This window comes from Nocardia anaemiae NBRC 100462 (assembly GCF_001612725.1).
Taxonomy (GTDB): Bacteria; Actinomycetota; Actinomycetes; order Mycobacteriales; family Mycobacteriaceae; genus Nocardia; species Nocardia anaemiae.
On record NZ_BDAZ01000018.1, the window covers coordinates 1 to 24114 of the forward strand.

The window sequence follows — 24114 nt, forward strand, 5'->3', positions numbered from 1 at the left end:
AGCCCCGCCGCGACCGCCGCGGCGGAACCGCCGCTGGAGCCGCCGGTCGAGCGGGTCCGATCCCATGGATTGCGGGTCAGTCCGTAGGTGGTGGACTCGGTGTAGGGCCACTGCCCGAATTCCGGCATGGTGGTCTTGCCGACGATGACCGCACCCGCCGCCCGCAGCCGCCGCACCACCTCGGCATCGGCGACCGCCGGGGTGATATTGGCGCGGGTGCCGAAGGTGGTCGGCACGCCCGCGACGTCGATTTCGTCCTTCACCGCGATCGGGATGCCGTGCAGCGGTCCGCGCTCGGCGAGGTCCAGTTGATCCCGCTCGATGGCTTCGGCGATGGCCTTTTCGTGCAGGACGCGGGTGAAGGCATTGAGCTCGCCCGCCTGGTCGATCCCGTCGAGGGTCGCCTCGATCAGTTCGCGGGCGGTCAGCACTCCTTGATCCAGCAGCTGCCGCTGCTCCCACACACCCGCGGACACCACCTCGCGAAGATCCATCTCTACCGCTCCTCCCGACCCACATGGCAGCGAGTTGCGAGCCGTCGCAAAGTGGCCTGACCTGTGGAATCAGTCATTGATCCAAGCATCCGACAGTAATTAGTCAACTGACCATTCCGCAATCGATACGGACCGCGTGTGCGCTGAGTTCAATATTGCAGGTAACAATATTTCCGAACGCTACAGCCAGGGCACCCCGGCGCGCAGCAACACGTTGGCATACGGCCGAGCCTCACCGGTGCGCACCACGAACCGGCAGGCTCCGATGCGCTGTTTGAAGTCGTCGTGGTCGATCAATTCGGCGTTCAGGCGGTTGCTCAGCAGGGCGGCCGCTTCCGGATTCTGGTCCGCGACGTCGCGGCTGCCCCAGGCCGCTTCGACGGTGACCTCGTCGAGGATCAGGTCGAGGATGGGCTCGAAGCGGGGAAATCCGTAGCTGATGCCCAGGTCGATGACCGGCACGCCGACGGGTGTCGGCAGGCCGGAGTCGCTGACCGCGAAGAGGTCGGTATGGCGCAGCGCGGTGAGCGCGGCGAGCAATTCGGCGTGAATGAGTCCGCTGGTGCGCAAGGTTCGATTCCTTCTGGAAGAGGGGGTCAGACCAGCGGCCGGGCCGCGGGGACTGCCGCGAGCGCGGAGACGATCTGATTCCCGGTGGGGTAGGAGGCGTGGGTGCCCGGTGTCTGGACGGCGAGCGCACCGGCCGCGGTGGCGTATGCCACGGCGCCGCCGAGCGGCATACCGTCGGCGAGTGCGGTGGCCAGCGCACCGACGAAGGCATCGCCCGCGCCGGTGGAATCCACCGAATCCACTTGTGGCGCAGCCTGATATCCGCCAGCGACCGGCGCGGGCACATCGCAGCGGTGCGCCCAGACCGACCCGGCGGCCCCCAAGGTGGCGACGACGGACTGCACCCCGCGCAGGCAGAGCGAACGGGCCAGATGGAACGCCTGCTCGGGCGTCCGCGCGGTGGTTCCCGTCAATGCCGACAGCTCGGATTCGTTGACGATCAGCGGGTGGCAGCGGCGCAGCAGCTCATCCGGCAGCGCCGTCGCCGGAGCGGCATTGAGGACGAACCGGCGCGCCCGCCGCGCGGCCCATTCGACCACGTTCGGCGGCACTTCCAACTGTGCGACAACGACTTCCGCCGACCGTAGCAAGTCGGCCTCGGTCATGGTGTCGAGTTCGGATTCGGCTTCCCAGCGGAAGTTGGCGCCGGGATCGACCACGATCTGGTTCTCGCCGTCGGCGACGGTGATATAGGCGGTGCCGGTCCGAGCATCCCGCACCTCCCGCAGCGCGGTGAGCTCGACGCCACACTCGCGCAACGATTTTCGCAATCCGGGATCGGCGTCACGGCCGATTCTGCCGATGAATTCGACCCGGCCGCCCGCTCGGGCCGCCGCCACCGCCTGGTTGGAACCCTTGCCGCCCAGATTGGTTCGCGAACGCAGTGCCAGCACGGTCTCGCCGGGCCGTGGCAGCTGCCGCACCTCGCAGACGATGTCCTGGTTGACCGAGCCGAGGACGACAACCGTCACGACTCGGCTCCGTTCGCGGTGAGCTCCAGATTGCCGGGTGCGGCACCGGTTATGAGTGCGACCAGCCGGTCGCCGTCCACCTCGTTGATCCGATGTGCCGCAACGGATCTGCCGCGTCGCAGCACCACCACGTTGTCGCAGATCCGCATGACCTGTGCCAGATCGTGGCTGATGATCAATACGGTGATCCCACGCTCGCGCAGACCGCGCACCAGCTTCTCCACCGCGGCGGTCTCCCGCACACCGAGCGCGGCGGTCGGCTCGTCCATGATCACCATGGATTTGCCCCAGGCCACCGCGCGGGCGATGGCGATGCTCTGGCGTTGACCGCCGCTCATCCGGCGCACGGTGGTGCGCACCGAGGGCACGTCGACATCCAGATCGCGCAGGATCTCGCCGCTGCGGGCGATCATCGCCCTGCGGTTGACGATGCCGAGCGGATACACCAACTCGCGATTGAGAAATAGGTTCTGCCACACGGCCAGATCATCGATGAGGGCGAGATCTTGATACACGGTCTCGATGCCCATCTTGCGCGCGTCCTCCGGCGAGCGCAGGCGTACCGGTTCGCCCTTGAACAGGATCTGCCCGGTATCGGGTGTCTGCACGCCGGTCAGGCAGCGCACCAATGTCGACTTGCCCGCGCCGTTGTCGCCGACCAGCGCGGTGACCTCGCCCTCCGGAATCGTCAGCGAGACTCCGGCCAGCGCGCGTACCGAGTCGAAGGACTTGGTGAGCTCGCGCGCCTCCAACAGTGGAATCGTCATGTCTTGGCCTACTTTCGGAAGCGGGCGATCCCGGCGGCCAGCAGCAGCACCGCGCCGACGGCGACCGGCTGGTAGTACTGCGAGATGCCGAGAATGGTGAACCCGTTGATCAGCGAGGTGAACAGCACCGCACCACAGACGGTGCCGAGCACCGACGCCTTGCCGCCGGACAGTGACGAACCGCCGAGCACCACCGCGGCGATCGAACTCAGCAGGTAGGTGGTCTGCAGCGACGGATCCGCGCCGCCGTTGCGGGCGACCAGCATGACACCGGCTATGCCGCACAGCAATCCGGACATGGCGTAGGCGAACAGCCGGATCTTGTTCACCGAAATACCGGTGTCGCGCGCGGCCTCGAGTCGTCCGCCGGTGGCGAGCAGATGTGTGCCGATCCGGGTGCGGAAGATGATGCCGGCCACGACCAGTGCGGCGACCAATGCCAGCAACCAGAACCAGCGCACCGGGCCGATGCCATCGAGAGCGAGCTGTTGCAGGAAGCGGGAACTCACGGCCTCGGTATTGCCGTGCGTCAGCAGCAGGGTGATGCCGTTGAGCACGCTCAGCATGCCGAGCGTGACGACGAAATCGGTCATATGCAGTCGACCGACCAGCACACCGTTGACGACGCCGACCGCCAGTCCACTCAGTATCGCCGCTCCGATGGCGACCGCCATCGGGTAGCCGTGGCTGGCCAGATAACCGAGAACGGCTGCCGCCCATGGCAAATTGGCGCCGACCGACAGATCGATGCCGCCGACGGTGATAGCGAACTGCTGGCCGAGCGCGAGCACGGTGAGGATGGTCGAGGCGACCAGCAGATCGCCGATATTGTCCGCCGTCAGGAAGTTCGGGGTGGCGATGAAGAACGCCACCCACAGCACGACCAGGGCGAGCGGTGCCGCGAATTCGGCGACCTTGGCGAGGATCTCCGTACGCCCCTCACGCGCGCGGAGTCCTTCGGTTGCCTCTGCGGTCACTTGTTCAACAGCCCTTCCACCGGGTTGGCGAAGGCGACGATCGGACGCGGGAACGCCGCGATCTGCTGGTCGACATTGTCCTTGCCGATGAAGGCGATGGGGGAGACCACGCGCTCGGGCAGCTTTTTGCCCTGGTGCTGGGCCAGGCAGCTCTGCACCGCGAGTTGTCCTTCGGCATACGGGTATTGGGTGACCGTGCCGGTCAGGGTGCCCGCCTTGACGGCGTCGAGTGCGGCCTGGATGCCGTCGACGGAGATCACCTTGACCTGACCGGTTCGGCCCGCGTTCTTGATCGCTTGCGCCGCGCCGAGGCCCATGGTGTCGTTGGCGGCGAAGATGCCGGTGATATCCGGATGCGCCTTCAGGATCGCCTCGGTGACCTGCAGGCCCTTGTCCTGTTCATAGTCGGCGGGCGCCTTCTGCACGATCTCCAGCTTGCCCGCGACGGCATCGGTGAAGCCCTGGTCGCGGTTGATGCCGTTCTGCTCGCCCGCGATGCCCTGCAGGATGGCCACCTTGCCGGTGCCGCCCAGCGCCTCGAGCATCTTCTGCCCGGCAGTGCGGCCCGCATCGAGATTGTCCGAACCGATGAAGCTGGCATACGACACCCCGGCCTGCTGAGAAGCCTTCGCATCGATCTGGGTGTCGAGGTTGAGGATCGGGATGTTCTTGCGCGCAACCGGCGTCAGCGGGGTGATCACATTCGTGGCATTGACCGGCACTACGCCGAAGCAGTCGTAGCCCTGCGCGGCCAGGGTGGAGATCTGGGCGTTCTCCCCGTCGGCGTCGGTCTCGGACTGCCCTGCCTGCACCGTGACCTTCACCCCGAGTTTCTGCCCCTCCGCGAGGGCGCCGTCGCGCAAGGCCGCCCAGTAGGGGTTGGTGAAGTTGCGGGTGACGATCGCGATCTTGAAATCGCCGTCGCTCCCGTCCTGTCCACCGCGACCGCAGGCAGCGGCGGCAAGCGCGCCGATGAGGACAAGCGGCGCCATTGCACGCCTGAATCGAGCATTCATCGTGAGTTCGACCTATCCATCTCAGGTGTCAACTCGTGTTGATCAACGCGAGTTGATGAGTAGTGTGTGACCCGAGTCACCGGCTGTCAAGTACTTGTGCGCAGTGCTTGGATGGACGGTCGGAGCAAGGAGAGATTTCCGATGGCAGTCACACGAGCCGACGTCGCGCGGCTGGCCGGTACGTCACCGGCACTAGTGAGCTATGTGCTCAATGGCGGACCGCGGCAGGTCGCACCCGCGACCAAGGCCCGGATCGAGGCCGCCATCGCCGAACTCGGCTACCGGCCCAATATGTCCGCGCGCAGCCTCCGTATGAATCGCGGACATGCGCTGGGCATGGTGATTCCCGACGGCGCGAACCCGTTCTTCGCCGAGTTGTCCGCCGTGATCGAGGCGGCCGCCTTCGCGCGGGGGTATCCGCTGTTCGTTGGCAATGCCGCCGGTGACCCGGAACGCGAACGCGCCTACGTGCGCACCTTTATCGATCGCAGAGTCGAAGGGCTGCTTGCGATTTCGTCGTCCTGGGAAACCGGCATCGCGGACGCCTGCGAGGAGGCGGGCATGGTGCTTGTTGCGCTGGACCGCGTCATCGATCCGGCGCGATGCGCACACGTCATGTGTGATTCGGTCGCGGGCGCGGAGCAGGCCGTCGCCCATCTCATCGAACACGGACACCGCGAAATCGCCTGCCTGAGCGGCCCGCACGTGTCTACCGCCGAGGACCGCGTGCAGGGCTACCGAAATGCCTTGGTCGCCGCCGGACTTGCCGAAGGACGCATAGTGCGAACGGATTTCGGCGGCGCGGCGGGCTACCGTGCACTGGCCGACCTCATGGCCGACTCACGCCGCCCCACAGCCATTTTCGTGACCAGCGATCTGCAGGCAATGGGTATGCTGCGCGCCGCCTACGACGCCGGGCTGCGGGTACCCGACGACCTCGCGGTGGTCGCCTTCGACGGAATCGAATACTCCCGCTACACCCGCCCGGGTCTGACCACCATGGTCCAGCCCACCCGCCTCATGGGCGAGACCGCGATCGATCTACTACTGCAACAGCTCGACGACCACTCGCCTCGGCCCGGAGTGGTGAATCTCGAAGCGGTACTGCACACCAGAGGTTCGTGCGGCTGCCCCGACGAGTTCTGAACGGCTGGTAGCAAGACCCCCGACGGCCGCGAGGGCAGTCGGGGGCGAGGCTCGTTATCCGCAGTGCACTCCGAATTCTTCCCAGAGGTCGTCCTTGATGCGGCCGCCCCAGTCGATGCACTTGCCTTCGGCTTCGACCTTCGCGTACGCGTAGTCGGTGAAGGTGCGGTCGTCGTTTATGACCACCTGGGAGTGGTCCTTGGACTGTCGCACGGCGGCGCCCATCGAGATCGGCTCGCCCGGCTTGTCTCGCACGGTGACCACGCAGTTGGTCCGACCGTCGTATGTGAGAAAGACTGTGCCGCCCTTCAACTCGTGTGAGTCGATCACCTTGAAGCCTTCACCGCACTGGCCGTCATAGGTTGCCGCGGATGCAGTGGCCGGGAGGAATACGGCCATCCCGGCGGTGATCCCGATTGCGGCCGCAACCACGGCGATCGGCTTTTTGGCATTGAACAAGGTCGAACCCTTTCGTCTTTCCTGTGACATCCAGCGTTCGACTTGTTACCCGGCTCGCTCGGCACCCAAACTCGCGCTACTGCTACGCCGAACCCAGGGCGGCGGTTGATGACTGGGTATTTGCGGCCTCCCGAAGGCCGACCCTGGCCGCACCCGTAGTCGTCAGATCGCGGTGCCGAGGTCCTGGGTGACCAGGTGGTCCAGTGCTCGCTCGGCGACGGCGGCGATCGTCATCGACGGGTTGCAGGCCGCGGCATTGCCCGGCAGGAGCGCGCCGTCGACGACATAGAGCCCGCGCTGACCAAGGACCCGGCCATCGAGATCGCAGACCGATCCCATGCTCGCGCCGCCGAGGGCATGCCAGGTGGACGGGAACAGTGCGTTGGTGTCGATCAAAGCGCTTGTCGGACCGGCAATTCGGCGCACGGTCGGATCAATGTGATTGTTCTGGATACTCGCGTCGCCGTTCTTCGGCCACTGCAGGATCGCGTCGTCGGTCGCCGAATCGTAGACGAACCGGCCGCGGTCCGCACTCACGCCGTATCCGACCAGCATGGTGCTCTTGGGATCCAGCTGCATCGGCGGTATCGAGGCCTGGATGACGGTGAATGCGGCCTGTGGATCGTCCCAGTTCTTACTGCCGTAGACCACGGGACCGCCCTGTGCCGCACCGAAATCGGCGATGCGGTCGGTCCAGACGTAGATCCGGTCGGCATTGGTGCCCCACTGCTGGCCCAGCCCATCGGGCAGGTCCGCAATCTTGCCCTTCGCGCCCGCCCGCACCAGCAGCTTGGTGGTATTCAGACTGCCCGCCGACAGCACAAGGGCATTGGCCGTGATGATCTTGTTCTCCAGAACATTGCCGGAGGTGTCGAGCCGATCGACATACACGACCCAGCGGCCGTCGGCGCCGCGTTCGACATCGGTGACCTGGTGCAGCGTCTGCACCTCGACCCGTCCGGTCGCCTCGGCCGCGGCGATATAGGTGACGTCGACCGAATGTTTGCCGCCGTTGTTCACGCCCATCGCGCCGTCGCCGTTGGTGTACGACGGTTTCATTTCGCCCCGTAGCTCGGCGAGCGCGTAGTTCCAGTCGATCGGCATGGGAATCTTCGACAGCGGCAGTCCGGCCTGGCGCACATGGTCACCGAATACGCGTGCGGCCGTGTAGTTCCGGTCCGCGATCAACTCGTCGGGCGCCACCGCGAGGCCGAGCATGCGGGCGACTCTCGGATAGTGCACTCGATCCATGGTCGCCCAGTCGAGTTCTTCGGGCAGATTCGCCTCGAATACCGGCTGTGTCGGCTGAAGTGACATGCCCTGGTAGATGAGCGAGCCGCCACCGAGACCCGCGGCGCACAGGGCGGTCATATTCGTTCCTGGCACCGCCTCGACCAAGCCGGTATAAGGCTCGAAAGGCAGTGGTGTACCGAACAGTGTCGGGCTGGACCGGTACCAGAGCACCCGCTTGTCGAGTGCCGAGGCGCGCGGAAAGGTTTCCGAATTCGGCCCGGTCGGCCAGCGCATCCCGCGTTCGAGCAGCAGCACCGGGACCCCGGCCTGGGCCAGGCGCAGGGCGGTCACCCCACCGCCGAATCCGGATCCGACCACCACCACCCGGCGTTCCTCGCGGGTGAGCGGGACGCTGTTGACCCGTGCGGCGATACCGTGCGTCGGGTCGGCGGTTCGCGAGCCGAGTATGGCGGCGCCTGCCACCGCGGTTGCGGTCAACAGGGTCCGACGGGTGATCGCCGACATGCACGTCCTCACTCACATCCGGACTGCCTTGTCCGGTTTGCTCGACAGTTTGCTGGAGACTGTCGGTGTAGTCAAGCGGTAGCGTTGGGCGGATGACAGCGTCGCGCCGACCGAACCCGGGACCCAAAGCAGCGGCTGGAAACCGGGCGGCCCTGATTCAGGCGGCTCGAACTGTCTTCGCGGAGAACGGTTTCGACGCACCGCTGAGTTTGATAGCGCGCGCGGCAGGTGTCGGACAGGGCGTGCTGTACCGGCATTTTCCGACCAGGGAGAGCATGGCGCTGGCGGTATTCGAGGAGAATATCGTCGAGCTGGAAGTACTCGCCGCTGACCCGACGACCACGGTCGAGGACGTGCTGGCCCTCATCGTCGATCAGCTGACGGCGTCCGCCGCCTTCATCGCGATGATCTATCCGTCGAACACCGAGGACGAACAGTTGCTCGGAGTGGCATGGCGGCTGCTCGGCCTCATCACCCAGAAGCTCGACGACCCGCGCCAGCGCGGCGATATCCGCGCCGATGTCACGGCAATGGACATCGTGTTAGCGGTGGCGATGCTGGCGGCCGTGCTGGCGAAGACGGACCCGAGTTCCAGGCGGGCCACCTCCCGGCAGGCGTGGGCAATATTGGAGCGCGGGCTGCGCGCGTGATGTGCGGGTACGGTCTCTAGCATGAGCAAGGCCATAGTTGAGCTGTCTCATCCGATATCGGACGGCATGCTCACCTATCCGGGCCTGCCTGGACCACGCGTCACCTCACATGCTGAGCGGGATCTGGTCGATATGACCTACGAAATCGCGCGCCTGGATACCGTCGGCAAAACGGGGACATATATCGACGCCCCCTCTCATTTCCATTCGGAAGGCGCCGATATCGCCGAGCTGCCGCTGGAACGGCTGTTCAACGTGCCGATCGTGATGATCCGAGTTGCGGGAATCCGGGTCGTGGGGCCGGATGTGCTCGGCGACCCGGCACGGCTCTGGGGCAAGGCGGTGCTCGTGCACACCGGATGGTCGGCCCGATGGGGGACATCGGAGTATCGCGGCCCCGGGCATCCGTACTTGGTCGGCGAGGTCGCGGACGCGCTGGTCGCCGCCAATGTGGCGGTGGTGGGCATCGACTCGCTCGATATCGACGACACGTCCCTGCCGACGCGGCCGTGCCACCACATGCTCCTGCGTGCGGGCATCCCGATTATCGAGCAGATGACGAACCTGGACGCGGTCCCCGACGTCGGTGCCAGGTTGGTCGCACTCCCGGCGCCGGTGCGTGGGATGGGCTCGTTTCCGCTGCGCGCAGTGGCCTGGACCGATCCCTCAGTATTTGGGTGAGGTCGGCGGCCGGTAGGCCGGATCGACCACGCGCATGCCCGCGATGTCATCGCGATTGTGCCACTGCGGCAAGGCTTTCCAGCGGCTGTGCAGGCGCTCGAGTGCGTCGGGATCGAGTTCGATGCCGAGGCCGGGTGCGTCGGGGACGGTCACGGCACCGTCCTCGAAGACGAAGGTTTCGGTGATCACATCCTCGGGCTGCCATGGGTAGTGGGTGTCGCAGGCGTAGGTCAACTCGGGGACGGTGGCGGCCACGTGGGTCATTGCCGCGAGGCTGATTCCGAGGTGGGTGTTCGAATGCATCGAGACACCCTTGCCGTAGGCGTGGCAGACGGCGGCCAGGTCGCGGGTGGCGAAAAGCCCGCCCCAGAAATGGTGGTCGGACAGCACGATCTGGACGGCATCGATATCGAAGGCGGGCCGGACCTCCTCGATGGAGGTGACGATCATGTTGGTGGCCAATGGCATTCCGGTGCGGCGATGCAGCTCGGCCATATCTTCCCGGCGGGCGGTGGGGTCTTCCAGATATTCCACGACGCCCGAAAGTTGTTCGGCCACAGTCGTCGCGCTGCTCAGCGACCAACCGCCATTGGGATCCAGACGCAGTGGATGGTACGGAAATGCCTTGGCAAGCGCCTCGATCGCGGCGACTTCCTCCTCGGGTGGGAAGACCCCGCCCTTGAGTTTGAACGAGCGGAATCCGCCATGGGCAGCGAACTTTTCGGCCAGGCGGACGACGCCGTCGGGGTCGATGACCTCGCCCCAGTCGTCGGTCGGTGCGTCGGGGAATGGATGTTCGGCCCATTTGTAGAACAGGTAGCCGGAGTAGTCGACCCGATCGCGGACCTTGCCGCCGAGCAAGGCGTGCACCGGTAGCCCGAGTTCACGACCGTGCGCGTCGAGTGCGGCGGATTCGAAGGCCGATATCACGCTGAGGCGGACCTTGTCGGTGGTGAGGGTGCCGCGCAGCCCGCCCGCGATCGGGTTGTCGATCAGCACCTCCCCGGTGGTGTTCGCGCCGAGCAGGCGGATGGCGTTGATCGCGGCGACCGGCATGCCGATCAGTTGTGCGGCGAGGTCGGCCGCACGGTCGAGGTACACGCGATCGCCATAGGTTTCACCGAGACCGCAAGCGCCGCTGTCGGTTTCGATCTCGACGATCAGGCGCGGGGTATACGGCTGATGCACGCCGCCGACATTGAGCAGGGCAGCGTCGGCGATGAGGATCGGAGTCAGTCGAATATCGGTGATAACCGGGGACATATCAGTCTCGCTTTCCGTCGACGCGGCGTGGCAGCCGCCACGGGTTGGCCTCGCGCAGGGCGGGTGGGAGCAGTTCGTCCGGGAAGCCCTGCCAGGCGATCGGCCGCAGGAAACGCGCGATGGCGGCGGTGCCGACCGAGGTGGTGGTTGGTGCGGTGGTTGCTGGATAGGGGCCGCCGTGCTGTTGGGCCCAGCTGACCGTGACGCCGGTGGGCCAGTCGTTCCACAGCAGTCGCCCGGCGAGTGCGGTGAGGGCGGGCAGGAAGGGGCGGACATCGTCGATCTCGGAGTTCTCCGCCACGATCGTCGCGGTGAGGCCGGGTTCGAGCTCGTGCAGAACTTGTTCCAGCTCAACGGGATTCGCGTACTCGACGACCAGTGCGGCCGGGCCGAAGCATTCCGCCTGCAGAGCCGCACCACCGGACAGGAAATCGGTGGCGCGCACGCTCAGCAAGGTCGGAGCGAGCAGGTCCTCGGGTGCCGAAAGGGCAGTGACCGCGGAATTCTCGCGCAGGGTGGTGACGCGTGATCGGAAGCCGTCGGCGATGTGCTCGTTGAGTAGCTGCCGTTGCGGCACGGCCGCGACCGCGGCAGTCAGCGCATTGGTGAGTCCATGGCCCGAAGGCAGCAGCAGCACACCGGGTTTGGTGCAGAACTGTCCGGCGCCGAGGGTGAACGATCCGACGAAGCCCTCGACGATCTGTTGGCCGCGGGCGCGGATCGCGCCGGGCAGTACCACCACCGGATTGACGCTGCCGAGTTCGCCGTAGAACGGAATCGGGCGCGGTCGCGACGATGCGATATCGAACAGGGCCCGGCCACCCGCGAGGGAACCGGTGAACGATGCGGCGGCGATATCCGGATGACGCAGTGCGGCAGTGCCCGCTTCGACGCCATGGATGACCGCGAAGGTGCCTGCCGGTGCGCCGACCGTCGTCAATGCTTCGCGCACGATCGCGCCGGTCCGATCGGAGAGTCGCGGGTGGCCCGGATGTGCTTTGAGGACAACCGGACAACCCGCGGCAAGTGCCGAGGCGGTATCGCCACCCGCGACGCTGAACGCGAAGGGAAAGTTGCTCGCCGCGAAGACGAGCGTGGGGCCGATCGGTACGAGGCTGCGCCGGATATCGGGTCGCGGTCCCATCGGCCAGCTCGGATCGGCGTGATCCACGGTGGCGGCGAGGTATTCACCATCGGCGAGTACCTCGGCGAACAGTCGCAACTGGAAGGTGGTGCGAGTCAATTCGCCGCGCAGGCGCGGTGTTTCGGGCAGATGGGTCTCGGCCGCGGCGAGCGGTACGAGTTCATCGGCGGCGGCATCGAGGGCGTCGGCGATATGGGTGAGCCATTGTCCGCGTTCGGTGGGAGTGGTGTCGGCGATGCGGGCTGCGGCGGTGGTCGCCGCGGCAATGATCGGCTCGAGATCGGTGTCCATGAAATTCTCCCGAAGGTTGTCGGTGCTGTTCATGCGATGGTGGCCGGTTCCTCTCATGGGGCGGGCGGCAGCGATTCGAGCAGTTCGATGACTCGGTGCAGCGCCGGATTGGCGCACTCGCGTCGCCAGATCGCATGCAGGACAACGGGATCCTCGACGCCGATGAGCGGTCGGAACCGCACGCCGTCGGGATGCAGATGAGTGGCGGTTTCCGGTACCAGGGCCAGGCCGCGTCCGGCGGCCACCAGCGCGAGCATGGTGTGCACCTGGGTGAGTTCGTGGGTGGCGGTGTAGGGCACGGCGGCGAGGATGCCGGAGACCAGGTCGGCGAAATAGCGGGCCGGGCCCGGCGCGTACACCAGCAGCGTTTCGCCGCCCAGTTCCTCGATCGCGAGGGGACCGTCCTCGGCCAGCTTGTGCTGTTCCGGCACGGCCAGGATCAGGCCTTCGGAATGCACCAGTCGCGAATCGAACTCGGTGCGGTCGAACGGCGGGCGGGCCAGTGCCAGATCGAGGCTGCCGCTGCGCAGGTTCTCGAACTGGTCGGAACTGACCATCTCGCGCAGCACGATCTCGACGCGGTCGAGTCCGGCCTCGATGTGGTTGAGGCTCGCCTCGATGTGATTGAGAAAGGGGCCGAGGAACCCGAAGCCCGACGCAGCGGTGAACCCGATTCGCACCGTTCCCGCCCCGCCCGCGGCGACCAGCCGGGCGGTACCGGGCGCCGCACCGGCCAAAGCCAGTAGCCGACGCGCCTCGGTCAGGAAGACCGCACCGGCCGGGGTCAGCTGGACCTGGCGCTGGGTGCGGTCGAACAGCTCCACGCCGATATCGCGCTCGAGTTTCTGGATCTGGCGGCTCAGCGGCGGCTGCGTCATCCGCAGGCGCTCGGCCGCCCGCCGGAAATTGCCCTCCTCGGCCACCGTGACGAAGCCGCGGACCTGCTCCAGCGACAGCATCGACATCGTTCTCCTCCTGCGTTGGCCGTGCACTCCGCCTCGCCCGCAGATTGCGCTCTCCGCAGGCTATGACGCGGTACTGATACTCGTCCAACGCCAATTCGGCATCAACCGATACCTTGACGGTATTCGACGATTTCGACCCAGTTGGGGTCGTGGCCGACGCCGAGCCGCTGTCGTGGGGTGAGCGAGCCGGTCGCGGGATCGATGGCGTAGCTGGTCACGGCACCGGACTGCTGCCCAGCGACAACCAGGAATCGCCCGCTCGGATCGATGGCGAATCCGCGTGGCCGGGTTTCGGTGGGTGTGGGTCCGAGCGCATCGAGCAGTCCGGTTGCCGGGTCGATGCGGAATCCGGTGATCGTGCTCGAAGTCCGTTCGGCCACATACAGATAGCGGCCGTCGGGTGTGCCGCGCAGTTCCGAAGTCCAGGGCGGCCCACCGTCCTCCGGCGGTAGCACCGACGCCGAAGCGATGAGAGTCAATGTGCCCGTGGCGGATTCGAATCGGAAGCTGTTCACCGTGCCGTCCAACTCATTCGTCACGAAGGCGAACGACCCGGACGGATGGAATACCAGGTGACGCGGACCAGCGCCGGGTGCGGTCTCGACCCGCGGCGGCTCATTCGAGGTGAGCCGCCCGGTTACGGCATCGAAGCGGTATTGCAGAATCGCATCACCGCCGAGGGCTGCCGCGAACAGATACCGGTTCGACGGATCGGTCAGTATCGAATGCGCGTGCGGCGGAGTGGATTCCACCACGATCGGCGGACCGACGCTGCCATCGGATGCGATCGGACTGACGGCGATCTTGTCGCCCGAATACGACGCGCTGAGCAGATAACGTCCGCTTCGATCCGTCGCGAGATAGGCCATATTGTCCGGCAACGGCGCGGTCGACAGCGGTGTCAACCGCCCCGTCGCCGGATCTGTTGCGAATACCGCCACCGCGAAAGGTGCCGAGCGCAGTGATGCGTAGAGGTACCGGTGGTCTGGACTCATCGCCAACGGCATCACCGCGCCGTTCACCGGCTGCGACTCGACCAGCGTCAGCGCACCGTCGTCGTCGAGTCGCAGCACCGAGATTGCGCGACTGTCGGCATTCGAGACATAGACCACGCTCATGCGGATTTACCGCTGACCCGAGCCCGCAGCTCCAACTCGATCTGCTCCAGACTGCGACCATTGGTCTCCGGCACGAACCGCTGCACCAGCATGAACATCACCACGCTGACTGCGGCGAAGATCCAGGCCGAATAGCCGAGTCCGAGATGATCGTTCATCACCGGGAACAGGAATGTGATGGCGAAGGTCGAACTCCACAGCACGACACTGCCGACGCCCATCCCGACACCACGCACCCGCAGCGGGAAGATCTCGGCCATCATCACCCACACCACCGCGCCCCAGCCCAATTCGTAACCCGCGAGATAGACATTGAGCAGAATCAGCGTGGTGATGCCGGTGATGGTGTGATTGTGCACGCCGAGCACGATCGCCCCGAGCAGGAACAGGGACGAGGCCATACACACGTTGCCGAGCAGCAGCAAAGGCTTTCGACCCCAACGATCCACGACGAAGATCACCCAGGCCGTGAATGCCACCTTGATCGCGCCGAGCACGATGGAGGCCAGCAGCGATGTGGAATTTCCGAAGCCGAGATCCTTGAACATGGTCGGCGCGTATACATTTACGGCATTGACACCCGAGAACTGTTGTCCGACAGCCAGAATAAGCGCCACCACCAAAGCGGGCCGCGCCCACGGTGCCAATAGATCGCGCAACCGACCCTTCTGCTGCTCATCCAATCGAATGACCGAACGAATACTGCTGATCTCGGATTCGATCTCATCGGCGCGATGAGTACCGGCCAGCACGGCCCGCGCTTCCTCCTCGCGCCCGGCGTGAACCAGCCAGCGTGGTGTCTCCGGCAGCACCGACATACCCGCCAACAGCGCCACCGCGGGAATCGCCGCGACGGCGAACATCATGCGCCAGTTGCCGCTTCCGGACAGCGCCCAGTCCACGATGTAGGCGATCAGGATGCCCGAGACGATCATCAGCTGGTTCAATGTCGACAGGGCGCCACGCGCCCTGGTCGGGGCCAGTTCGGATAAGTAGGTGGGTACCGTCGCCGAGGAGCACCCCACCGCGATACCGGTAATGAAGCGGGCAATCACCAGCACCGTCACATCGGGTGCGAAGGCGCAACCGAGCGCGCCGACCGAGAACACCGCGGCGGCCAGCATGATGGTTCGCCGCCGCCCGAGCCGATCGGTGATCCGTCCGGCAATGGCGGCGCCGATCACCGCACCTGCGGCCAGGCAGCCGCCGATCACCCCCTGCGTCACCGAGGACAGCTGCCAGGATTTCTTGATGAACAACAGCACACCGGAGATAACACCGAGGTCATAACCGAAGAGAATGCCGCCGAGCGCGCCGAAGAAATAGAGGAATTTGACATTGGACGCGAGCGCCGATTTCGGCGCGGCCGTCGTTGTTTTGAATTGCATTGTGCTGCATTTCTTTCGCGGTGGAGCCAAGTGCCATCAGCGTCACATGCCGATGGTGCGAAGTTCGGATAAATGCGATTCCGTCTGGGTATCGAGTGATGCGTTTTCGGTGACGGTCAGAGCGGATTCGGTTTGCCGAGTGGAGTTTCCACGAACGGGCCACCGATAAGCCACGGGCGGGGATCACCGACAGTCGGAATATCGGCGGCGAACTGTTCGGCATCGTCGCCGCTGTGATAGCCGAGTTCTTCGGCCTCGCGCAGGGATACCACGGCACGGGTATTGGCGGACACGCCCCAGATCACCCGATAGCCCGGTCGCTCGGCGGCCAGGCAGGCCTCGAACAGTCGCGCACAGTCGTTGGGGGACAACCACATCGACAGTCCGCGCGCATCGTGTGGACGCTCGAAACACGAGCCGATTCGGATGCAGATCACATCCATGCCGAAGCGCGAGTGATAGAGACTGCCGAGCGCCTCGACGGCCACTTTGCTGACACCGTAATAGGTATCGGGTCGGGGCGAGGCGTCAGCCGGAATCGGTTCTCCGCCCACAGCGCGGAATCCCACGGCGTGATTACTCGAGGCGAGCACGACCCGCGGCACACCGGCCTGCCGTGCCGCCTCCAAAACCGTATGCGTCCCATCGATGTTGACGGCGAGCACGTTGTCCCAGCTGTCTTCCCGGCTGATCCCGCCGAGATGGATGATCGCATCCACATCCCGGCAGGCCGCTGCCATGGTCGCCGGATCGGTGAGCGATCCGGTGACGAGTTCGACCCGTTCCCCCGCGGTCGCCGCAGGCAGTTCGGCCAGGTCCAGTAGTCGCAGAATTCGGTCAGGCCGCCGCAGCCGCGGCCGCATCAGCGTGCCGATTCCGCCCCCGGCGCCGGTTATGAGAATTCGGTGATCATTCATGCGGCATCGGTCTCGCTCATACAACCGAAAATGCCCACAGAACTGCTGTTTTCGCACATTGTGTCCTCCTGTGTGCGAGCGGAAGTGTGGGATAGCTCACTTCCGCTCGAACGTGTCAGAAGGGTAGGGCGCTGATCTGATGCCTGTCCAACACCGTTTCTGTATCGACCGATGCCATAGGGGCATCGGGCGATCATCTGCACAGGCCGTTCATCGGCGCGGCCAGCAAATCGCCCATATGAGCATCGCCAGCGGCAGCCCAACTGCCAGCAGCAACCCGAACCAGCCGCTCATCCGAGTTGCCCCGGCGCTCGGACCGTCGCCCATCTCGCGAAACTCATTCGTGGCGTGGCTGTTTCGATGGAGCAATTGTCAAATTCTGTGGACCGGTCGAGATTGTTCATGCCGCGATGGGGGCGGTCGTGTCGGTGGCGTTATCTACGCTGCGGTTTGTCACCGGCTAGTGCACTCCGCCGATGGGGTCGCTGTTGAACGCGCTGGTGAAACAGAACCAATACCAGTCGCCGCTGAGGTGATGGGATTTGCCTGTCGTGGGCCGGGGGCCAGAAAGATTGGCAAAGCCACTTCCCATCGAGCAATGGGCCGCCATCGGGCCAGTCCTGAAGTAGATGCCGTCGTTGAGTCGTGTCACACCGCGATCGCCGCTGGGTTCCACACCGCGAATGCGATAAAGGCCGAGGCGGTCACCTTCGAACGTCCGTGGATCGATCCCGGCACTCACCTGCTGTGCCGCATCGCCGAAGGCATGCGCCGAGAAGTGCCAGCGCACAGCCATTGGCAGGTCTGCGCTCCATAGAATGGCCGTGAGCGCGACTATCAGTGCGGGAGCAGCCAGGGGGCCGAGCTCGGGTACCAGAAGCCGCCGGGATCGGACTGCCAGGATCGGGTAGACGATGACCACGCACAACACCACAACCACCACGAATGTCCCCCCGAGGATCAGCAACGGCGACAACGACATCAGCTCGGCGCTGGCCGGGTTGCTCGCCGAGACGAGTATCCCAAGGCAGGCCGCGATGGTGCAGACGAGCAGAAGATACCTGCGAAGCTGTGACCGCAATCGTCGGTTCACCGGTCGGCTTTTCTCGGTTTGCGACGTGCTCATGCCGGGAGCCTAGACTCCAGCCTGAGATCGTGGGTGTCGGCGTGTCGCCGCCAGTGAAAGGCTGGCACCGCGCCGTCAATGCCGATCGAACCTTACGTTTCGGTGCCGCAGTGCCATACGATTGGGCGGGCGGCCAATTGTCCACCCGCCCAACCGGATTCGCGTCTACTTCGTCAGAGAGACGTCTCCGCCGCGCTCCAGTTTGGAATGCATCCGGGAGTAGCCGAAGTAGACGGCGAGGCCGATCACCAGCCATACCGCGAAGCGCAGCCAGGTCTCCCATGGCAGCGACCAGATCAGGTAGATCGAGAAGCCGATGCCGACCAGCGGGACTACCGGCATGAGCGGCAATTTGAACGAGCGCGGCTGGTCGGGGCGGGTACGGCGCAGCACCATTACCGCGACCGAGACCACGATGAAGGCCATCAGGATGCCGATATTCGTGAGCTCGGCGACCACGGTGATATCGAGCAGACCGGCCATGGTCGCGGATCCGATGCCGACGATCCAGGTCACCCGGGTCGGCACCTTGCGGACCGGATGCGTCTTGGCGAACCACTCCGGCAGCAGACCGTCGCGGCTCATGGCGAACCACACCCGGGTCACGCCGAGCATGAAGGTGAGCACCACAGTGATAATGCCGACGATCGCGCCGATCGCGATGATATTCGCGACGCCCGGCATGCCGACCGATTCGAAGGCGGTGGAGAAACCGCTGGTCGGGCTGATCTCGGTGTACTTCTGCATCCCGGTCAGCACCAGCGTGGCCAGCACATACAGCACCATCGCGATGGCCAGCGAGTAGATGATCGCCTTGGGCAGATGCTTCTTGCCGTCGGTGGACTCCTCGGCGGCGGTGCTCATCGCGTCGTAGCCGAAGACGGCGAAGAAGACCGTTGCCGCCCCGGTCCACACCGCGCCCACACCGAACGGGAAGTACGGGGTGTAGTTGGAGCTGTCGATATGGAAGACGCCGAGCACGATGATCAGCACCACCAATGCGACCTTGATGCCGACGGCGACGGTTTCGAAGCGGCCGACGCTCTTGATGCCGCGCGAGAGCAGCCACGCGGTGCCCAGACAGAACAGCACTGCGAAGACGTCGATCACGTGCCCCGCACCGGTGCCGTGCGCGCCCATCATCCAATCGGGCAGCGTGATATCGACTTGTCCCAGTAGGAATCTGAAGTATCCGGAGACACCGATCGCGACCACCGCCGCCACCGCGATGTACTCCAGCAGCAGATCCCAGCCGATGAACCAGCCCGCGATCTCGCCGAGCGAGACATAACCGTAGGTGTAGGCGGATCCGGCCTTCGGCACCATCCCGGCGAATTCCGCGTAGCACAGCGCCGCACAGGCGCTGGCGACACCGGCGATCAGAAACGAGATGAGCACCGACGGACCTGTGACGGAATGCGCGACCGAACCGGCCAGGGCGAAAATGCCCGCGCCGATGATGCCGCCGACGCCGATCGCCGTGAGCTGCCACAACCCGAGTGAGCGCTTCAGTTGCTCGTCCGCGGGCCCGGTCTCCTCCTCGATCTGCTCGAGGGGCTTGCGGCGCAACATCTGGCTGCGCAACTCCGCGAGGGGCATGGGTCTTCCTTTCGTCCTCTGCGCTACCCGACAGTGCAGTAACGCAGATCACATTCTGAGCAGCACTCAGCTAATCGGACCACAAACGCGCCGTGATCGGCGAGTTGGATAAATAAACTTCGGCGGCCTTGTCCGACTGCACAGACAAGGCCGCCGAGCTGGCTATCAGCGCTGGCTGCCCGGTCGCAGCGAGCGCAGGAAGAACGCCATATTGGCCGGGCGTTCGGCGAGACGGCGCATGAAATAGCCGTACCACTGGTCGCCGTAGGGCACATAGACCCGCACATGCCGATCCTCGCGGACGAGTCGGCGCTGTTCGGCGTCGCGGATGCCGTAGAGCATCTGGAATTCGAAATCATCGGCGCTGCGCCGGGTTGCGGTGGCGAACACTTCGGCGGCCTCGATGAGTGCCGGATCGTGGGTGGCGACCATCGGATAGCCGTCACCGTTCATCAGCACCCGCAGACACTCCAGATAGGATTGGTCGACCTCGGCCCGGCTCTGATACGCCACCGACGCGGGTTCGCGATATGCGCCCTTGCACAGGCGAATTCGCGAGCCCGGACCGGAAAAGTCTCGGCAATCGGCCTCGGCGCGCCGCAGATAGGCCTGCAGTACGGTACCGAGCGACGGGAAGTCGGCGCGCAGGTCCCGCACGATCGACAGTGTCGAATCGGTGGTGGTGTGGTCCTCGGCGTCGATGGTGACCAGCACACCCGCATCCGCCGCGGCGCTACAGATCTGGTGCGCGTGCTCGCGGGCGATCGCATGACCGTCGGCGGACAGGGATTGCCCGAGCGCCGAGAGTTTGAGCGAAACCTCCAGCGGCCCAACGGTTCCGGACTCACGCAGCAAAGCGAGCAGCGACAGCAGTGACAGATAGTGTGTCACCGTATTGCGCGCTTGTTCGATATCGGTGGTGTCCTCGCCGAGATAGTCGACGGTGATATGCCGACCCGAACTCAGCAGATTCTCCACGGCCGCAACCGCATTCGGCTCGGACGCACCGGCGACGAAACGGTCCACCAGCTTCTTGGTGGTCGACATGCGAGTGACGGTGCGCTCCATGCGCGGCGAGCGTGCGGCGGCCAGCATGGCGGGGCGAAGCAGACCGGATATGGCCATCAGATCTCCTCGGGTGCCTGGTGCGGATAGGTGTGCTCGGTCGGCGCGACGAAGGTCTCCTTGATGGTGCGGGCGGAGGTCCAACGCAACAGGTTCTGCGGCGAACCGGCCTTGTCATTGGTGCCCGACGCCCGCGACCCGCCGAAGGGTTGCTGACCGACGACCGCGCCGGTCGGCTTGTCGTTGATGTAGAAGTTGCCCGCGGTGAAGCGCAGGCTTTCGGTCGCCTTGGCAACGGCAGTGCGGTCGTCGGCGATGATCGCGCCGGTCAGCCCGTAGGCCGAACCGCCGTCGACCAGTTCGAGCGCCGCATCGAAGGATCCGGCGACCGAATCGTCGTAGACGTGGACGGCGAGAATCGGGCCGAAATATTCGGTGCTGAATGCCTCGTCGGTGGGGTCGTCGCCGAGCAGGATGGTCGGGTCGACGAAGTATCCGACGGAGTCGTCGGCATGTCCGCCGACAGCGATGGTCAGACCCGAGGTGGCCTTGGCGCGGGCGATGGCGTCGGCATTGCGATCGAAGGCGCGCTGATCGATGACCGCGCCGCCGAAATGCGCGAAGTCGGTGATATCGCCGTAGCTCAGCGCACCGACCTTATCGATGAGATCGCGACCCATCTTGGACCACACCGACTTCGGGATGAATGCGCGCGAGGCGGCCGAGCATTTCTGGCCCTGATAGTCGAAGGCGCCGCGGATCAGCGCGGTGGTCAGCACATCCGGATCGGCCGAGCTGTGCGCCAGCACGAAATCCTTGCCGCCGGTCTCGCCGACCAGACGCGGATAGGTGTTGTAGTCGGCGATATTCATCGCGACCGAGCGCCACAGATGCTGGAACGTCGCGGTCGAACCGGTGAAGTGGATACCCGCGAGTCGCCGATCGGTCAGCGCGACATCGGAGATCTTCGGGCCCGCGCCGTGCACCATATTGATCACACCGGGCGGCAGACCCGCCGCTTCCAGCAGTTTCATCGTCCAATACGCGGCCACCGCCTGGGTGGGCGATGGCTTCCACAGGACCGTATTGCCCATCAGGGCGGGCGCGGTCGGCAGATTGCCCGCGATCGCGGTGAAGTTGAACGGGGTGATCGCGTAAACGAAGCCCTCGAGCGGGCGGTATTCGACCTTGTTCCACACCCCCGGGGTGGAGATCGGCTGGTCGGCCAGGATCTGTCGGGCGAAATGCACATTGAAGCGCCAGAAGTCGACCAGTTCGCACGGTGCGTCTATCTCGGCCTGGTATGCGGTCTTGGACTGCCCCAACATGGTTGCTGCGGCAATGGTTTCGCGCCACGGGCCGGACAACAGATCCGCGGCCCGCAGGAAGATCGCGGCGCGATCCTCGAAGGACAGCGCCCGCCAGCCGGGTGCGGCGGCGGAGGCGGCGGCGATCGCATCCTCGACATCGCGGGCCTCGGCGGGGGTCAGGGTGCCGAGTACCGCGGCATGATTGTGCGGCTGCACGACATCGATGCTCTTACCCGGTGTGCGCCGGTGCTCGCCGCCGATGACATGGTGGATCTCGGTCGGCGTCGCGGCCAGCTCGGTCAGTTTCACCCGCAGTCGTGCGCGTTCGGCGCTGCCCGGTGCGAAGGTGCCGACCGGCTCGTTGGCCGGGCGGGGCGTGGACACGATGGCGTCCATGAGTCCCTCCTTACTTGGTATATGACGGTGAGCCGAAGTCAACACCGCAAAACAGCCCGCAGAATCGGACAAGCGGACAAAGATGGGATGACCGGATTGGAAAGTCGTACGAAAGTGGGCAGTGGTCGTGGCTAGCGAGGGTGAGTTGGTGGCCGCGGACCTGGACCTGTTCGGATTGGCGCAAATGGTCGCCCAGAATGCGGGCGGGATGGTATCCATCGAGGACCCGCAATCGCATGTGCTCGCGTATTCGGCCTCGGATCGGGCGGCCGACCAGCTGCGGGTGCTGTCGATCCTCGGCCGGGAGGGACCGCGCGACTACCTACAGGTGCTGCGCAAGTGGGGTGTGTTCGATCGGCTGCGCGGTACCGACGATGTCATCGACATACCGGCGCACGAAGAGCTGGATATCAAGCGCCGCCTGGTGGTGAGCATTCGCGAGCATGTCGAGGGAAGTGCGCCGCGGGTACTCGGCTCGATCTGGCTGCAGCAGGGCGACCGGCCGTTCAAACCGGATGCCGCGGAAATCCTGCGCGGCGCGTCGGCCATTGCCGCGCGGCTGATTTCCCGCAGTCTGGACGCGCCGTCCACCGAGGCGCTGCTGATTCAACAGCTGTTCGGCACCGGTGGCGGCACCGCTGATGTGCCCGCGGTGGCGAATGCGTTGAATCTGCCGCTGACCGGTCCGGCCGCGGTCGTCGGCTTCGCGGTCGCGCCAGGTGTCAAGTCGCCCGCCGCCTTCGGCAATATGCTTCGCTTGCGCGCCAGCTCATTTCGCGGTGATTCGGTGACAACCGTCCTCGGCGATCGGGTGTATGTGCTGCTGCCGCAGTACCGTTCGGCGCATGCGGTGACCGCTTGGACCCGGCAGCTGGTCGAACAACTCGAAGCCAGATTCGAATTGCGCGCCGCCATCGCCTGTCCCATACCGGATCTGGCGCATGTCGCGGGCGCGCGTTCCGAGGTGGACCGGGTCCTCGACAGTACGGCCGTGACCTATCCGCGCGGCCGGGTGACCACGCTCGCCGAGTCGCGCACCGCGGTATTGCTCGGTGAAATTCTCGATCTTGTCGGCACCCGGCCCGAATTGCACGATCCACGCCTGCGCAAGCTGCTGGACTACGACCGCAAGCACTCCGCGAATCTGTGCGAGAGCGTGGAGACGTATCTGCGTGAACACGGCGATGTGCGCAATGCCGCGACGGCGCTGCAGGTGCATCCGAATACGCTGCGCTACCGGATCCGTCGGGTCGAGGACATTGTCGGGATGGACCTCACCGATCCCGCTGATCGCCTGTTGCTCGAACTCCAACTCGCTCTGCATCGCCGATCGCCGGAATAGGTGTGCGCGTGAGCGATGATTATTCCGGCTCGCCTCCGTCTGATCTGGTGACGCGGCATCAACCACCGACCTAGGAGATACCGATGCGGAAAATCACCGCCGGACTGTTCATCGCACTCGACGGAGTTGTCGACAACCCACAGGATTGGCACTTCCCGTACTTCAACGAGGAGATGGCCACGGCCGTCGACGGCCAGCTCGGCGCGGCCGATACGCTGCTGTTGGGCCGCAAGACCTATGAGGGTTTCGCTGGAGCTTGGCCGGAGCGGGAGGCCGCGGGCGATGTGGACGCCGAAATGGCCAAGAAGCTCGGCGACGCGCGCAAGATCGTGGTCACGCATCAGGATCTCACTTTCACCTGGCGCAATTCCGAGGTGCTGAAGGGGGATCTGGTGCAGGCCGTCGCGGCGCTCAAGGAAGAGCCCGGCGAGGCACCCATCGGGATCAGCGGATCGGTATCCATTGTCCGCCAACTGCTCGAGGTCGGGCTCTTGGATGAACTGCACCTGTTGGTACATCCGATCGCGGTGCGCAAGGGACTGCGACTTTTCGAGGAGACGGACTCCGCGCTTCCGCTGCAACTGCTTTCGTCCGACACGTTCAAAACCGGTGTCATCCATCTGGTCTACGCCAAGGCGGCGACCGAAGGCACCGAGGGGTATGAGTACGCGAAACAGTTCATGCCCCAAGAGGACTGAGGA

Annotated in this window: 22 protein-coding genes and 1 pseudogene; 5 read left to right on the forward strand and 18 right to left on the reverse strand. The window is 65.2% G+C overall.

The window, feature by feature from the left end; all coding sequences use genetic code 11:
- The 6 genes from NA5_RS12590 to NA5_RS12615 all read right to left on the reverse strand — a co-directional run.
- A partial coding sequence (locus NA5_RS12590) for an amidase family protein (protein ID WP_245672206.1) occupies positions 1-494 on the reverse strand: 494 nt, incomplete at its 3' end.
- 180 nt (positions 495-674) lie between these two features.
- The gene (gene rbsD, locus NA5_RS12595; protein ID WP_062985274.1) at positions 675-1064 is read right to left on the reverse strand and encodes a D-ribose pyranase; all 390 of its coding nucleotides are present in this window, start codon (positions 1062-1064) and stop codon (positions 675-677) included.
- 26 nt (positions 1065-1090) lie between these two features.
- Positions 1091-2035: a ribokinase gene (locus tag NA5_RS12600; protein ID WP_062985276.1), complete on the reverse strand. Its 945-nt coding sequence runs from the start codon at positions 2033-2035 to the stop codon at positions 1091-1093.
- A complete protein-coding gene (locus NA5_RS12605) occupies positions 2032-2802 on the reverse strand; it encodes an ATP-binding cassette domain-containing protein (protein WP_062985278.1) in 771 nt (256 codons plus the stop codon). The genes NA5_RS12600 and NA5_RS12605 overlap by 4 nt, the downstream gene beginning before the upstream one ends.
- An 8-nt stretch (positions 2803-2810) precedes the next feature.
- A complete protein-coding gene (locus NA5_RS12610) occupies positions 2811-3779 on the reverse strand; it encodes an ABC transporter permease (protein WP_245672207.1) in 969 nt (322 codons plus the stop codon).
- On the reverse strand, positions 3776-4771 hold the full coding sequence (locus tag NA5_RS12615; RefSeq protein ID WP_245672208.1) for a sugar ABC transporter substrate-binding protein: 996 nt from the start codon (positions 4769-4771) through the stop codon (positions 3776-3778). Before NA5_RS12615 ends, NA5_RS12610 begins: the two co-directional genes overlap by 4 nt.
- Before the next feature lie 165 nt (positions 4772-4936).
- Here NA5_RS12615 and NA5_RS12620 point away from each other — a divergent pair, with 165 nt between their 5' ends.
- Complete coding sequence (locus NA5_RS12620) at positions 4937-5941, forward strand: LacI family DNA-binding transcriptional regulator (protein ID WP_157110369.1); 1005 nt, start codon at positions 4937-4939, stop codon at positions 5939-5941.
- 54 nt (positions 5942-5995) lie between these two features.
- Here the strand turns inward: NA5_RS12620 and NA5_RS12625 are convergent, their stop codons facing one another.
- Positions 5996-6400, reverse strand: coding sequence for a hypothetical protein (locus NA5_RS12625; protein ID WP_084484082.1), 405 nt, complete (start codon positions 6398-6400; stop codon positions 5996-5998).
- A 162-nt stretch (positions 6401-6562) separates the two neighbouring features.
- On the reverse strand, positions 6563-8158 hold the full coding sequence (locus NA5_RS12630; protein WP_062985284.1) for a GMC oxidoreductase: 1596 nt from the start codon (positions 8156-8158) through the stop codon (positions 6563-6565).
- A gap of 92 nt (positions 8159-8250) precedes the next feature.
- Here NA5_RS12630 and NA5_RS12635 point away from each other — a divergent pair, with 92 nt between their 5' ends.
- Both NA5_RS12635 and NA5_RS12640 read left to right on the forward strand, forming a co-directional pair.
- A complete protein-coding gene (locus NA5_RS12635) occupies positions 8251-8808 on the forward strand; it encodes a TetR/AcrR family transcriptional regulator (RefSeq protein WP_062985286.1) in 558 nt (185 codons plus the stop codon).
- Positions 8809-8829: 21 nt separating this feature from the next.
- Positions 8830-9489, forward strand: a complete 660-nt coding sequence (locus NA5_RS12640) for a cyclase family protein (protein ID WP_062985288.1) — start codon at positions 8830-8832, stop codon at positions 9487-9489.
- On the opposite strand, the gene NA5_RS12645 is transcribed toward NA5_RS12640, so the two are convergent.
- From NA5_RS12645 to pruA, 10 genes are all read right to left on the reverse strand, one after another.
- Entirely contained in the window at positions 9475-10752 is a 1278-nt protein-coding gene (locus tag NA5_RS12645) for a glucarate dehydratase family protein (protein WP_062985290.1), read from the reverse strand. The genes NA5_RS12640 and NA5_RS12645 overlap by 15 nt on opposite strands.
- A 1-nt stretch (position 10753) precedes the next feature.
- Entirely contained in the window at positions 10754-12220 is a 1467-nt protein-coding gene (locus tag NA5_RS12650) for an aldehyde dehydrogenase (NADP(+)) (RefSeq protein WP_084484088.1), read from the reverse strand.
- 20 nt (positions 12221-12240) lie between these two features.
- A complete protein-coding gene (locus NA5_RS12655; RefSeq protein ID WP_307188881.1) occupies positions 12241-13152 on the reverse strand; it encodes a LysR family transcriptional regulator in 912 nt (303 codons plus the stop codon).
- A gap of 101 nt (positions 13153-13253) precedes the next feature.
- Positions 13254-14270, reverse strand: a complete 1017-nt coding sequence (locus NA5_RS12660; protein ID WP_062985292.1) for a lactonase family protein — start codon at positions 14268-14270, stop codon at positions 13254-13256.
- Entirely contained in the window at positions 14267-15658 is a 1392-nt protein-coding gene (locus NA5_RS12665) for a sugar porter family MFS transporter (RefSeq protein ID WP_062985294.1), read from the reverse strand. The genes NA5_RS12660 and NA5_RS12665 overlap by 4 nt, the downstream gene beginning before the upstream one ends.
- Before the next feature lie 116 nt (positions 15659-15774).
- Positions 15775-16575 carry an NAD-dependent epimerase/dehydratase family protein gene (locus tag NA5_RS12670; RefSeq protein ID WP_062985295.1) on the reverse strand — a complete coding sequence of 267 codons (801 nt, stop codon included), beginning with the start codon at positions 16573-16575 and terminating at the stop codon, positions 15775-15777.
- Between the two features lie 460 nt (positions 16576-17035).
- Positions 17036-17701, reverse strand: coding sequence for a hypothetical protein (locus NA5_RS12675; protein WP_062985297.1), 666 nt, complete (start codon positions 17699-17701; stop codon positions 17036-17038).
- A 165-nt stretch (positions 17702-17866) separates the two neighbouring features.
- Positions 17867-19300 carry an amino acid permease gene (locus tag NA5_RS12680; RefSeq protein WP_062985299.1) on the reverse strand — a complete coding sequence of 478 codons (1434 nt, stop codon included), beginning with the start codon at positions 19298-19300 and terminating at the stop codon, positions 17867-17869.
- Between the two features lie 165 nt (positions 19301-19465).
- The gene (locus tag NA5_RS12685; protein ID WP_062985301.1) at positions 19466-20425 is read right to left on the reverse strand and encodes a proline dehydrogenase family protein; all 960 of its coding nucleotides are present in this window, start codon (positions 20423-20425) and stop codon (positions 19466-19468) included.
- Positions 20425-22071, reverse strand: a complete 1647-nt coding sequence (pruA, locus tag NA5_RS12690) for an L-glutamate gamma-semialdehyde dehydrogenase (RefSeq protein ID WP_062985303.1) — start codon at positions 22069-22071, stop codon at positions 20425-20427. The genes NA5_RS12685 and pruA overlap by 1 nt, the downstream gene beginning before the upstream one ends.
- 145 nt (positions 22072-22216) lie before the next feature.
- Between pruA and NA5_RS12695 the strand changes: the two are divergent.
- Together NA5_RS12695 and NA5_RS12700 are read left to right on the forward strand one after the other, a co-directional pair.
- Positions 22217-23413, forward strand: a pseudogene (locus tag NA5_RS12695) (PucR family transcriptional regulator); the annotation flags it as partial.
- An 83-nt stretch (positions 23414-23496) separates the two neighbouring features.
- Positions 23497-24111, forward strand: coding sequence for a dihydrofolate reductase family protein (locus tag NA5_RS12700; RefSeq protein ID WP_062985305.1), 615 nt, complete (start codon positions 23497-23499; stop codon positions 24109-24111).
- The last annotated feature ends 3 nt before the right edge of the window (positions 24112-24114 follow it).

Coding starts and splice junctions, on each gene's coding strand:
- NA5_RS12605 (WP_062985278.1), bottom strand. CDS start 2,802: ATGACGATTCCACTGTTGGAGGCGCGCGAGCTCACCAAGTCCTTCGAC.
- NA5_RS12615 (WP_245672208.1), bottom strand. CDS start 4,771: ATGGCGCCGCTTGTCCTCATCGGCGCGCTTGCCGCCGCTGCCTGCGGT.
- NA5_RS12620 (WP_157110369.1), top strand. CDS start 4,937: ATGGCAGTCACACGAGCCGACGTCGCGCGGCTGGCCGGTACGTCACCG.
- NA5_RS12630 (WP_062985284.1), bottom strand. CDS start 8,158: ATGTCGGCGATCACCCGTCGGACCCTGTTGACCGCAACCGCGGTGGCA.
- NA5_RS12635 (WP_062985286.1), top strand. CDS start 8,251: ATGACAGCGTCGCGCCGACCGAACCCGGGACCCAAAGCAGCGGCTGGA.
- NA5_RS12640 (WP_062985288.1), top strand. CDS start 8,830: ATGAGCAAGGCCATAGTTGAGCTGTCTCATCCGATATCGGACGGCATG.
- NA5_RS12645 (WP_062985290.1), bottom strand. CDS start 10,752: ATGTCCCCGGTTATCACCGATATTCGACTGACTCCGATCCTCATCGCC.
- NA5_RS12650 (WP_084484088.1), bottom strand. CDS start 12,220: ATGAACAGCACCGACAACCTTCGGGAGAATTTCATGGACACCGATCTC.
- NA5_RS12655 (WP_307188881.1), bottom strand. CDS start 13,152: ATGTCGATGCTGTCGCTGGAGCAGGTCCGCGGCTTCGTCACGGTGGCC.
- NA5_RS12660 (WP_062985292.1), bottom strand. CDS start 14,270: ATGAGCGTGGTCTATGTCTCGAATGCCGACAGTCGCGCAATCTCGGTG.
- NA5_RS12665 (WP_062985294.1), bottom strand. CDS start 15,658: ATGCAATTCAAAACAACGACGGCCGCGCCGAAATCGGCGCTCGCGTCC.
- NA5_RS12670 (WP_062985295.1), bottom strand. CDS start 16,575: ATGAATGATCACCGAATTCTCATAACCGGCGCCGGGGGCGGAATCGGC.
- NA5_RS12675 (WP_062985297.1), bottom strand. CDS start 17,701: ATGAGCACGTCGCAAACCGAGAAAAGCCGACCGGTGAACCGACGATTG.
- NA5_RS12680 (WP_062985299.1), bottom strand. CDS start 19,300: ATGCCCCTCGCGGAGTTGCGCAGCCAGATGTTGCGCCGCAAGCCCCTC.
- NA5_RS12685 (WP_062985301.1), bottom strand. CDS start 20,425: ATGGCCATATCCGGTCTGCTTCGCCCCGCCATGCTGGCCGCCGCACGC.
- pruA (WP_062985303.1), bottom strand. CDS start 22,071: ATGGACGCCATCGTGTCCACGCCCCGCCCGGCCAACGAGCCGGTCGGC.
- NA5_RS12700 (WP_062985305.1), top strand. CDS start 23,497: ATGCGGAAAATCACCGCCGGACTGTTCATCGCACTCGACGGAGTTGTC.